Source organism: Citrobacter sp. Cpo065 (assembly GCF_030332805.1).
Taxonomy (GTDB): Bacteria; Pseudomonadota; Gammaproteobacteria; order Enterobacterales; family Enterobacteriaceae; genus Citrobacter; species Citrobacter portucalensis.
Map to the genome: position 1 here is coordinate 417743 of NZ_JAOWHC010000020.1, position 11651 is coordinate 429393.

Consider the following 11651-nt stretch of genomic DNA (forward strand, 5'->3'; position numbering starts at 1 on the left):
GTTAACGCGTGCCGTAGACGACGATGGTCTTACCGTGTGCGGAGATCAGGTTCTGATCTTCCAGCATCTTCAGAATACGACCGACGGTCTCACGGGAGCAGCCAACGATCTGGCCGATTTCCTGACGGGTGATTTTAATCTGCATGCCGTCCGGGTGGGTCATCGCATCAGGCTGTTTCGCCAGATTCAGCAGAGTCTGCGCGATACGACCGGTTACGTCGAGGAAGGCAAGGTTGCCCACTTTTTCAGACGTGACCTGCAGACGACGAGCCATCTGAGAAGACAGGCGCATCAGAATATCCGGGTTGACCTGGATTAATTGGCGAAATTTTTTGTAGGAAATTTCAGCGACTTCACATGCGGTTTTGGCACGTACCCAGGCGCTACGTTCCTGACCTTCTTCGAAGAGGCCTAATTCACCAATAAAATCGCCCTGATTCAGATAAGAAAGGATCATTTCTTTCCCTTCTTCATCTTTGATCAGCACTGCCACGGAGCCTTTAACGATGTAATACAACGTTTCCGCTTTTTCACCCTGGTGAATCAGCGTGCTCTTCGATGGGTACTTATGAATATGGCAATGAGACAAGAACCATTCGAGAGTCGGGTCTGTTTGCGGTTTGCCAAGCACCATGCGCGGTTATCCTCTGTTATAAGCTGTCTCCAGAGCCAGAAAACGACGCTGCCTCTGGGTTTGCAAAAATATGCTTCCCGCTACCTGGGAAAGGGGCTGTCAAAAATATACTGCAGCCTGTAATGTGATGTCCTCTGCATACATGCAGTACGTCAATGTATTACTGTAGCATCCCGTCTGTTTTAGCATAGCTTTCGCCGTGTGTCTCCTGGTGTCTCGCTTCAGCATGACGCAGGTCGCCTTCCGTTGCGAGAATTGTTATGTGCGCGTAATCTGTCAGGAAAATTGAAACATTGGAGTTACGAAATATGCAAGCGCGTGTAAAGTGGGTTGAGGGGTTAACCTTCCTCGGTGAGTCCGCCTCTGGCCACCAAATTTTGATGGACGGTAACTCCGGTGATAAAGCGCCGAGCCCGATGGAAATGGTATTAATGGCTGCTGGCGGTTGTAGCGCAATTGATGTGGTATCGATCCTGCAAAAGGGGCGTCAGGATGTGACCAACTGCGAAGTGAAGCTGACTTCAGAGCGTCGTGATGAAGCGCCGCGCCTGTTTACCCACATCAACCTGCATTTCATCGTAACGGGTAACGATCTCAAAGATGCGTCTGTCTCCCGCGCCGTCGATCTTTCCGCGGAAAAATACTGCTCCGTGGCGTTGATGCTGGAAAAGGCAGTGAATATTACCCATTCCTATGAAGTGGTTGCTGCTGCGTGATGCCATGCCTGATGGCGTTACACTTATCAGGCCTACAGGATATAAACGCGTAGGCCGGATAAGGCATCAACCACCATCCGGCAAAAGACTACATCACTCGATCTTCTTACCTTCCATCAGTCGCTGTACCAGCGGCAGCATAATCAATTCCATCGCCAGACCCATCTTGCCGCCAGGTACGACTAACGTATTGATATGGGAAATGAATGAGCCCTGCAGCATGGCCAGTAACCAGGGATAATCGATCCCTTCCAGGTTACGAAAATGAATCACGACAAAGCTTTCATCCAGTGATGGAATGCTCTTAGCGGCAAAGGGGTTGGAGGTATCGACGGTCGGTACGCGCTGGAAGTTAATATGCGTCCGGGAAAACTGCGGTGTGATGTAATTGATGTAATCGTCCATTGAACGTACCACCGAGTCCATCACCGCTTCACGCGAATGTCCACGCTCGCTGGTATCGCGGGTCAGCTTCTGGATCCATTCCAGGTTTACGATCGGCACCACGCCAACCAGCAGATCGACATGCCGGGCCACGTTTTGCTGTGGGGTGACGACACCGCCGTGCAGCCCTTCGTAGAACAGTACATCCGTCGGTTCAGGCAGCGGCTGCCAGGGCGTGAATGTCCCCGGAACCTGGTTCCACGGTACGGCCTCATCGTAAGTGTGCAGATATTTTCGCGACTGGCCTTTGCCCGTCTGACCGTATTCGATGAAGGTTTGTTCCAGCAAGCCGAAGTCATTAGCTTCGGGGCCAAAATAGCTGATATGCCGCCCGGCATCGCGCGCTTTGCGAATCGCCATGTCCATTTCCGGACGGGTATAGCGATGAAAACTGTCACCTTCCACCTCGGCGGCGCGCAGATTTAACTGCGCGAAAATTTTACGAAACGCGAGGCTGGTGGTGGTGGTCCCCGCGCCGCTGGATCCTGTTACCGCAATCACCGGATGTTTGGCAGACATAACAACTCCATGAAATGGTTGTAATTATAGTAAAGTCGGCCGGCGGCTACGGATTACTCGTGAATCTGCTTCCTCGGCATAATGTTGACCGTTTCATGCAGTTCAGACCACACCAGCACGGCTTCACCTGATTGTAGTTGGCGTTTGACGTCGGCGACTTTTTGTTCGAGCGAGCGTTCATGTTCACCATAATCGGTGCCTTCGCGCAAGACAAAGCTTTCAATCAAATTTTCCAGCGCGTCCGGGGAGATATCTTGCCATGGGATAATCATGATGACGTCTCCAGATACGTTGTCAGCCAGTCCGGGATTCTGGATTCCAGCCACATCTCAGGACGGCGCACCGTGCCACCTATAAATCCGACGTGGCCGCCGTGTTCAGTAAGCTGGTACTCCACCTGTGAGGGCAGATTTTCCGGTTTCGGGATCACATGATGATCCATAAACGGATCGTCTTTCGCATGGATAATCAGCGTTGGTTTGGCGATCCGATTGAGCAACGGCATGGCGCTGCACTGGCGGTAATAGTCTATAGCATCGGCGAAACCGTGAATTTTGGCGGTGATTAGATCGTCAAAATCGCGAATGCGGCGCAAAGATTTCAACTGGGCCAGACTCACCGGCAGCGAACCTGGATAAGCTTCAAGCTTACGTGAGGCATTGGCTTTCAACAGATTGAGCAGGTAGCGCTGGTAGACCCGGGAGAAGCCCTTGTCCATATGGTAACTACAGGCTTCCAGCACGAAAGGCGCAGAAACGATAACCGCCGCATCTATCGGAATATCGTTGCCTTCTTTTGCCAGCAGGCAAGCCAGCATGTTTCCACCGAGTGAATAACCTACCGCCGCGGTCGGTACGCGACCGAACTCACGCTCCAGCCAGTGTAAAAACCAGGTGCCATCTTCTGTTTCACCGGAGTGATAAATACGGTTCAGACGATTGGGTTCGCCGCTGCAACCGCGAAAATGCATTACCACACCCAGCCAGCCGCGCTTTTGTGCTGCTTCAATCAGGCCATGTGCGTAGGGGCTGTTCAGACTGCCTTCCAGACCGTGAAAAACCACCAGGCGCGGTTTGTGTTTCGCCTGTTGCGGATCTTCGCTCCACGCCAGATCGACGAAATCACCGTCAGGCAATTCCAGACGCTGCCAGTGGGCGTCGAACTTCACCTTGCGGCGAATTAAACGCGGCAGCATCGTCTGCAGATGGCGGTTACTGATACCGCGCATCGGGCGGAATTCTCGCGAATCGTCGGTAGGTGGGGTCATTTCTGTGGACGTGATTTCAACCATAACACCGGAGCAATTAATAATCGGAAAGAATAACTATACCGCGCACAGCGCGTGCGGGTTAGCCAATATGTGATTTTGTCGCTAGTCAGTCAGCAGGTTACGCGAGAAAAGATGAAAATCGACGTTGGGTTTACGTCGCCACAGGCGGGCTTTACGCGTCCCTGTCGCCACGCTTTCTCCGGTATCTTCAAACATTCCTGACGCTTCAAAGCGACGAATCAGACTTTTACGCTGGATCGACTGGCCGAGGATCACCTCAGTGGCTTCGAGCAGTTGCCCATGGGTAAATGTTTCCGGCAAGCAGTATACGGGCAGGAGCGAGTACATCGTTTTTTGCCGTAAGCGGTGTAGCGCCGCGGTAATAATTTTCTCGTGATCAAACGCGAGTGAATAGTTTTTCAGTTCATCAACCGGCACCCAACGGGCATTGCTGACGCTGGCGATATGGGGCGCGCAGTCTACCCAGGCGATTAGTGCAAACCAGGTGACCGTCAGGCTCCAGCCGCGCGGGTCACGATCAGGGCCGGAAAAGGTATCCAGTTGTTCCAGCCACGAAGGCGAAACGCCTGTTTTTTCGGTGAGTTTGCGCAGCGCGGTGGCGCGGGTTGAATCATCGTTTTCGATATCAATAAAGCCGCCGGGTAATCCCCAACGCCCTTTTTGCGGCTGGTTTGCCCGCTCGACCAGTAATACGCACAGCGCCTGCTGATGCAGGGTAAATAACACGCTATCTACCGTCACCAGAGGTGAAGGGAAGCGGCTGGCGTCGTACTGATTCAGGTAGTCGGCTTCGGTGGTCATAAGGTACTCACGATGATTTGTAACGCTGACAAGTGTACCAGCCCGACACCGGGGGGCAAGGTTCGTTTTTTCTCATTGCTTATCAGTGGATTAGCTCACGGCTTAAAAATAATTCATTTTATGCTTGCTTAATATGTGTCACAGGGACATTATTAATTGTGTCGAAGGGACACAATTAAGGGGTGAGCGCGATGAACATAAAATTGACACTAACTTTGGACGACCAGACCTATGCCGTTGCCAGCGGTGTTTTTCCTGATGGTGCTGTCTGGTTAAAAGTCACCGATGCGTTGCCAACCTTTGCTCGCCTGATGCGCATCCGTGCCACGGCTATGCGTGATATGAACGATTTTATGCTGCTGGCGCAACTGGTTGAGGCGGTACGTCATCAGACCGATGTACTGGTCAGCCATCTCGACCTCCCCTGGCTGCCGTGGGCGCGTCAGGACAGACATATGGTATCGGGTGACAGCTTTGCGTTGAAAGTCTTCGCCAGTCAGCTCAATACGTTGAAATTTGACAAGGTCAACGTGCTCGACCCGCACAGCGATGCGGCGGCGGCTGCAATCGACAACTTTGTGGCGATCCCCCAGGAGGTCTGCCTGATGCAAAGCGCGTCATTATCGCGGCTGTTTCAGCAAAACGCGCTGATGCTGGTTGCTCCCGATGCGGGATCGCTGAAGAAGATTGATGCTGTAGCCAGAGTAGCCGGTGTGGAGCAGTATGCCATCCTGAGTAAAAAACGTGATGTGGCAAGCGGCAGCCTGACGGGATTTGCGTTATTGGCCGGAGACGTCAGGGGTAGGGATCTGCTGATTGTTGACGATCTGTGTGACGCAGGCGGTACGTTTATAGGCTCTGCACAGGTGTTACGTGATGCTGGCGCCTGCAGTGTCAGCCTGTATGTCACCCACGGTATCTTTTCTAAGGGCGTTGATCACCTGTTTGCAAACGGTATTGACGCTATCTACACCACCACCTCTTTAGCTGCCCCAGCGTTGGTACATCCGCAGCTTGAGCTTATCGATATTGACGCGATTTACCGCGCCTGAGGGAGAGACTGATTATGAAAATGAATCCGATTCTGGCTATCGACGGCTACAAAGTTTCTCATCGCGTACAGTATCCGCAGGGTACCCATCGCGTGTATTCCAACTTTACCCCGCGCAGCGATCGCTTTTTCTCCTCGCCGTTGGCGGATGGCAAACTGGTATTCTTCGGCCTGCAGGGTTTTATGCAGTGGTTTTTAGTCGACCTGTTTAATGAGGCGTTCTTTGCCCGCCCGGAAGACGAGGTGGTCAGCGAATACAAACAGGTCATGGACAGCTATCTGGGCAAAGATGCGGTGGCGGTGGACCATATTCGTGCACTGCATCAGTTGGGCTATCTGCCGCTGCACATCAAGGCGCTGGATGAAGGCAGCAAAGTCCCGATGGCGGTACCGGTTTTAACTATCATCAACACCCAACCCGAGTTTTTCTGGCTGGTGAATTACCTGGAGACCGTGCTGTCGGCGGAGCTGTGGAAGGCGTCAACAAATGCCACGATAGCTCACCACTACCGCAAAATCTGCGCTCGCTGGGCAGAGCAAACCTGTAGCGACCTGACGCACCTTGACTTCCAGTGCCATGACTTTTCATTTCGCGGTATGTCCGGATTACAGGACACCATGCAGGCGGGCAGTGGGCATTTGTTGAGCTTTAAAGGGACCGACAGTATTCCATCTCTGCTGTACGCCCGCGATTACTACACCGACGGCGAGCCCTATTTTATCGGCGCCAGCATTCCGGCTACCGAACACAGCGTGATGTGTATGGGTGAGCGCGAACATGAGATTGAAACCTTCCGCCGCCTGATTGCCGATCTCTACCCGCAAGGATTTGTATCGATAGTCTCTGATACCTGGGACTACTGGCAGGTGCTGACGGAATATACCCGCGAACTGAAAAGCATCATTCTGGCGCGTGAAGGTCGGGTGGTATTCCGTCCGGATAGCGGCAACCCGGTGGAGATCCTGTGTGGTACTGGCGCAGATGAGGATACCCGCAGCGATCGTACCGCTCAGGAGAAAGGGTCCGTGGAAGTGCTGTGGGAGATTTTTGGCGGCACGATTAACGCCAAAGGTTACAAGGTGCTCGACCCGCATGTCGGACTGATTTATGGCGACTCCATCACCCTTGAGCGAGCGAATGAGATCCTGCGTCGTCTGGAAGCGAAAGGATTTGCCAGTTCAAACGTCGTGTTTGGCGTTGGTTCTTTTACTTATCAATACAACACACGTGACACCTTTGGTTTTGCGATGAAAGCGACGTGGGGAGAAGTCGACGGTAAAGGCCGGACGATTTTTAAAGAACCGAAAACTGATAATGGTCTGAAACGTTCAGCCCGTGGTCTGCTTCGCGTCACACGTGATGAGCAAGGGGAACTGCGTCTGCATGACGAACAGACCTGGGAGCAAGAGCAGGAAGGGGAGCTGAAAACTCGTTTTCTCAACGGCAAGCTGTTTAACCGTGAACATTTTGAAGATATCCGCCAGCGTCTGGCGGCACAAAGCTAGTTTTCCGCAAGCGGGTAGCTTTACCCGCTTCCTCCTCCCTCCCGGCGTGAATTGATCATCGTCACAAATGGTTACTTCAATTATTACTCTCAAGCTAATGATTCTTTCCTACGCTTAATTGATGACTTTCTCACCAGGGTGCACACTCTTTCCAGTGTTAAGCAATCAAAATGATTAGCTGAATCAGGAGGTTAATAATGTTATCTGGGCAAACGCCAGCACGAGTCTGGAACACCCGTCGTACGGAAAAACAGCGCCGCCTGGCTTCCGTTCCGGTGCAGGGCAAGGTGCTGCCGACCGCAGACCTGACCGCGATGCTGGAAAAACTGATCGCGCCGGGTGACCGCGTGGTATTAGAAGGTAATAACCAGAAGCAGGCAGATTTCCTGTCCCGCATGCTGGCTGAAGTCAATCCGCAGATTGTCCACGACCTGCATATGATTATGCCAAGCGTCGGGCGCAGCGAGCACCTGGATATCTTTGAAAAAGGCATCGCCCGCAAGCTGGACTTCTCCTTCTCTGGTACCCAGAGCCTGCGTATTTCGCAGCTACTGGAAGATGGCCAACTGGAAATCGGCGCCATCCACACCTACATCGAACTCTATTCCCGTCTTTATGTTGACCTGGCCCCGAACGTGGCGCTGATTGCCGGTTATAAAGCTGACCGTAAAGGTAACCTCTACACCGGGCCGAGCACCGAAGATACTCCGGCGTTGGTGGAAGCCGCCGCCTTCCATGACGGTATCGTTATCGCGCAGGTGAACGAGCTGGTAGATGATGAATGCGACCTGCCGCGCGTGGATATTCCGGGATCCTGGATTGACTACGTAGTTGTCGCCGACAAACCATTCTTTATTGAACCGCTGTTTACCCGCGACCCGCGCCTGATTAAACAGGAACACATCCTGATGGCGATGATGGCGATTAAAGGCATCTACGCGGAACACCAGGTGCAGTCGCTGAACCACGGTATCGGCTTCAACACTGCCGCTATCGAACTGCTGCTGCCAACCTACGGCGAACAGCTGGGGCTGCGCGGCAAAATCTGTAAACACTGGACTTTGAACCCGCATCCGACGCTGATCCCGGCGATTGAAAGCGGCTGGGTAGAAAGCGTGCACTGCTTCGGCGGCGAGCTGGGGATGGAAGAGTACATCCGCGCCCGTCCGGACATCTTCTTCACTGGCTCTGACGGCTCTATGCGTTCTAACCGCGCCTTCTGCCAGTTGGCAGGGCAGTACGCGGTGGATATGTTTATCGGTTCCACCTTGCAGGTTGATGGCTACGCCAACTCATCCACCGTAACCCGCGGCCGTCTTTCCGGCTTCGGCGGCGCGCCGAACATGGGCCATGACCCGCACGGTCGTCGTCATGCAACGCCAGCCTGGCTGAATATGATCACCGAACCGGATCCGATGCAGCGCGGTAAAAAACTGGTCGTGCAGATGGTGGAAACCTTCCAGGCGGGCGTGAAGCCAACCTTCGTCGAAAAACTGGACGCGGTAGAGGTGGCGAAAGCCTCCGGCATGCCGCTGGCGCCGGTAATGATTTACGGCGATGACGTGACTCATGTGCTGACTGAAGAAGGTATTGCCTACCTCTACCGCGCCAAAGATCTCGAAGAGCGCCGCGCGATGGTGGCTGCGGTCGCCGGGATCACCGATATCGGTCTGGGCGTTGACGCTAAACGCGTTGCCGAACTGCGTCAGAGCGGCAAGGTGGTCTATCCGGAAGATATGGGCATTCGTCGTACCGATGCCACCCGTTCGCTGCTGGCAGCCGGTAGTGTCGCTGACCTGGTGGAATGGTCCGGCGGTCTTTACAACCCACCTGCGAAATTCCGGAGCTGGTAATGAAACTTCTGCCCCAGATTCAGGTTGAAGGCGGTGCCGAATGGCTGGCGCGAACCGCCACGCAGTGTCTGATTGACGAAGCACGATTAAGCCCGAAACCCGGTCTGGTGGACAGTCGGGGGAACGGCGCGCACCACGATCTTACGCTTTCGCTAATGGAGCGCTCCGCGTACAGCCTGACCCCCACGTTTCAGGCGCTGGCGCAGCAAAGCTGGCAGCGTCCAGCGGATATTGCGCTCAGACAAACCATAGGGCGACTCGGCCGTGAAGGCGAGCAGCAGATGATGGCCGCGACCCACGGCGTGAATACCCACCGCGGCGCGATTTGGGCGCTGGGGCTGCTGGTGAGCGCCGTGGCGATGCTCGGTGGCGGAGGTAGCGCCCAACAGGTTGCGGCTACCGCCGCAGAGCTGGCGAAGCTGCCGGACGATGCGGCGCCAAAAGTCTTCAGTAAGGGGCTTCGTGCGACGCACCGTTACCGCGTACCCGGCGCACGTGAAGAAGCGCAGCAGGCGTTTCCGCATGTGATGCAACGTGCGCTGCCGCAGCTGCGTTTAAGCCGCCTGAGCGGCAGCAGCGAAACGCACGCGAGGCTGGATGCGCTGATGGCGATCATGACCTCACTGACCGATACCTGTGTGCTGTCTCGCGCAGGGCTGGAAGGGCTTGATGCCATGCAGAACGGCGCGCGAGCCGTGCTGAATGCTGGCGGCAGCGCTCATCTAGCAGGTCAGGCGGCATTAGCGGAACTGGATAGTCAGATGCTGGCGCTGAACGCTTCGCCGGGCGGTGCCGCTGACCTGCTCGCCGCCACGCTGTTTCTCGATCGCGTCGAAATTACGTCGAATCGCCGTATTTAAAGCATTAAGAGGATGTTATGGAACACATTACGTTAACCGTACCGGCCAGCCGCACCTTAAGCGGCAAAGCGCTGGCAGGCGTTGTGGGCTCTGGGGATATGGAGGTGTTATTCACCGCCGACCAGGGCCAGACGTTAACCATTGATATCACCACTTCTGTCGATAACAGCACCCGCCGCTGGGAAGCGCTGTTCAACCGTCTGCAAACGGTCAGCAGCCTGCCTGCGGGCAAACTGACGATCCATGACTTCGGCGCGACGCCGGGCGTGGCGCGCATCCGTATCGAACAGGTTTTTGAAGAGGTGAGCTATGCGTGATGATCGCAGTTTTATCGAATTAAAAGCGCGCCAGCGTGCGCATGCGCTGCTGGACGAAGGCAGCTACCGTGAACTGCTTGACCCGTTTGAAGGCGTGATGTCGCCGTGGCTCGGCGCACAGGGCATTGTCCCGCAGTCTGATGACGGCATGGTGGTGGCGAAAGGCACCATTAACGGCAAACCGGCAGTGGTGGTGGCGATTGAAGGCGCGTTCCAGGGCGGCAGCATGGGCGAAGTGTCCGGCGCCAAAATGGCGGCGGCGCTGGAGCTGGCGGCGGAAGATAACCGCAACGGCATCCCGACTCAGGCGGTCCTGAGCCTGGAAACCGGCGGCGTGCGTTTACAAGAAGCGAACCTCGGTCTGGCGGCGATTGCCGATATCCATGCGGCGATTGTTGACCTGCGTCGTTATACCCCGGTGGTGGGCATTGTGGCCGGTACAGTCGGCTGCTTCGGTGGGATGTCTATTGCGGCGGCGCTGTGTAGCTATCTGATTGTCACCCGTGAAGCGCGCCTCGGCCTCAACGGCCCGCAGGTTATCGAGCAGGAAGCCGGGATTGAAGAGTATGACTCCCGCGACCGTCCGTTCATCTGGAGCATGACAGGGGGGGAAGTTCGCTACCAAAGCGGGCTGGTAGAAGCACTGGTCAACGACGGTGTGAAAGCGGTGAAAGCCGCCATGAACGAGGCGCTGGCCAAAGGCGTTCCGGCAAAACATCGCACCGATAACTACGACTGGTATCTCGATCGCCTGAGCAACTTCGACACCCGCAAACAGGCCGATTCAGAACAGATTAGAGCGCTCTTCGCCCGGGAGGTGAAATGATGAGTAACGTAATTAGCCGTGGCGAATTATGGCTGGAAACGCTGGTGCCAAACGCTAAACGTATCGAGGGGCTGTGCCCGTCCGTACAGGCGGCAGACGGTGAATTGAACGGTGAAACCGCGCGTTTTATCGCGGTCGTTCCCGATGCCAATAACCATTATCCACGCGCAGCCAAAGGCGAAGTCGGTCTGCTGGAAGGCTGGACGCTGGCGAAAGTGGTGAGCGAAACCATCGCCGCCGATGCCGATAAAGCCGTCAAGCGCCCGATTGTGGCGGTGATTGACGTGCCGAGCCAGGCCTACGGTCGCCGTGAAGAAGGTTTCGGCATTCACCAGGCGCTGGCCGGCGCGGCGGCGGCATATGCCAATGCGCGTCTGGCGGGTCACCCGGTGATTGGTCTTATCGTTGGTAAAGCAATGTCCGGCGCGTTTCTGGCGCACGGCTACCAGGCAAACCGTCTGATAGCCTTCAACGATAAAGGCGTATTGATCCATGCGATGGGTAAAGAGTCGGCGGCGCGCATCACCCTGCGTACCGTTGAGGCGCTGGAAAAACTGGCGGCGACTATTCCGCCAATGGCGTATGACATCAGCAACTACGCCACCCTGGGGCTGCTGGAGAATCTGCTGGATATCAGCAATCCGGATGCCCCATCTGCACAAGATCTGGCGCTGGTGAAAACCACGCTGCAACAGGCCATCAATGACGCTCGTCAGGACCCGACGCTGAAAAGCCGTCTGGGCGCTGACAACCGCCGCAGCTCTGCCCTCGTACGCGAACGTATGCGGGCTAGCTGGTAAGTAAAAAAGAGACCTGCCGGATGTACGGCTCCG

At 55.2% G+C, this 11651-nt stretch carries 12 protein-coding genes and 1 pseudogene; 8 read left to right on the plus strand and 5 right to left on the minus strand.

Features of this window, described 5'->3' with window-relative positions; all coding sequences use genetic code 11:
* Nucleotide 1: 1 nt before the first annotated feature.
* Complete coding sequence (crp, locus tag OGY68_RS04810; RefSeq protein WP_000242758.1) at nucleotides 2–634, minus strand: cAMP-activated global transcriptional regulator CRP; 633 nt, start codon at nucleotides 632–634, stop codon at nucleotides 2–4.
* Between the two features lie 308 nt (nucleotides 635–942).
* On the opposite strand from crp, the gene OGY68_RS04815 reads away from it, so the two are divergent.
* Nucleotides 943–1350 carry an OsmC family protein gene (locus tag OGY68_RS04815; RefSeq protein ID WP_003827750.1) on the plus strand — a complete coding sequence of 136 codons (408 nt, stop codon included), beginning with the start codon at nucleotides 943–945 and terminating at the stop codon, nucleotides 1348–1350.
* 93 nt (nucleotides 1351–1443) lie between these two features.
* Here OGY68_RS04815 and OGY68_RS04820 read toward each other — a convergent pair whose 3' ends face one another.
* The 4 genes and pseudogenes from OGY68_RS04820 to OGY68_RS04835 all read right to left on the minus strand — a co-directional run bounded on the left by OGY68_RS04820 (nucleotide 1444) and on the right by OGY68_RS04835 (nucleotide 4405).
* Nucleotides 1444–2313, minus strand: a complete 870-nt coding sequence (locus tag OGY68_RS04820) for a phosphoribulokinase (RefSeq protein ID WP_008786301.1) — start codon at nucleotides 2311–2313, stop codon at nucleotides 1444–1446.
* A gap of 53 nt (nucleotides 2314–2366) precedes the next feature.
* Nucleotides 2367–2585 carry a YheU family protein gene (locus tag OGY68_RS04825; protein ID WP_057067145.1) on the minus strand — a complete coding sequence of 73 codons (219 nt, stop codon included), beginning with the start codon at nucleotides 2583–2585 and terminating at the stop codon, nucleotides 2367–2369.
* Nucleotides 2582–3650: pseudogene (locus OGY68_RS04830) on the minus strand (hydrolase). The gene OGY68_RS04825 and the pseudogene OGY68_RS04830 overlap by 4 nt, the downstream one beginning before the upstream one ends.
* A 35-nt stretch (nucleotides 3651–3685) precedes the next feature.
* Nucleotides 3686–4405, minus strand: coding sequence for an NUDIX domain-containing protein (locus OGY68_RS04835; protein ID WP_008786298.1), 720 nt, complete (start codon nucleotides 4403–4405; stop codon nucleotides 3686–3688).
* Between the two features lie 191 nt (nucleotides 4406–4596).
* On the opposite strand from OGY68_RS04835, the gene prs reads away from it, so the two are divergent.
* The 7 genes from prs (at nucleotide 4597) to mdcE (ending at nucleotide 11618) form a co-directional block, all read left to right on the plus strand.
* A complete protein-coding gene (gene prs, locus OGY68_RS04840) occupies nucleotides 4597–5457 on the plus strand; it encodes a ribose-phosphate diphosphokinase (protein WP_057067143.1) in 861 nt (286 codons plus the stop codon).
* A gap of 14 nt (nucleotides 5458–5471) precedes the next feature.
* Nucleotides 5472–6962, plus strand: coding sequence for a nicotinate phosphoribosyltransferase (locus OGY68_RS04845; RefSeq protein WP_057067142.1), 1491 nt, complete (start codon nucleotides 5472–5474; stop codon nucleotides 6960–6962).
* Between the two features lie 197 nt (nucleotides 6963–7159).
* Entirely contained in the window at nucleotides 7160–8815 is a 1656-nt protein-coding gene (gene mdcA, locus OGY68_RS04850) for a malonate decarboxylase subunit alpha (protein ID WP_057067141.1), read from the plus strand.
* Nucleotides 8815–9675, plus strand: coding sequence for a triphosphoribosyl-dephospho-CoA synthase (locus tag OGY68_RS04855; RefSeq protein WP_057067140.1), 861 nt, complete (start codon nucleotides 8815–8817; stop codon nucleotides 9673–9675). Before mdcA ends, OGY68_RS04855 begins: the two co-directional genes overlap by 1 nt.
* 17 nt (nucleotides 9676–9692) lie before the next feature.
* The gene (gene mdcC, locus OGY68_RS04860) at nucleotides 9693–9992 is read left to right on the plus strand and encodes a malonate decarboxylase acyl carrier protein (RefSeq protein ID WP_032945188.1); all 300 of its coding nucleotides are present in this window, start codon (nucleotides 9693–9695) and stop codon (nucleotides 9990–9992) included.
* On the plus strand, nucleotides 9985–10818 hold the full coding sequence (locus OGY68_RS04865; protein ID WP_032945186.1) for a biotin-independent malonate decarboxylase subunit beta: 834 nt from the start codon (nucleotides 9985–9987) through the stop codon (nucleotides 10816–10818). The genes mdcC and OGY68_RS04865 overlap by 8 nt, the downstream gene beginning before the upstream one ends.
* Entirely contained in the window at nucleotides 10818–11618 is an 801-nt protein-coding gene (gene mdcE, locus OGY68_RS04870; RefSeq protein ID WP_032945185.1) for a biotin-independent malonate decarboxylase subunit gamma, read from the plus strand. Before OGY68_RS04865 ends, mdcE begins: the two co-directional genes overlap by 1 nt.
* The last annotated feature ends 33 nt before the right edge of the window (nucleotides 11619–11651 follow it).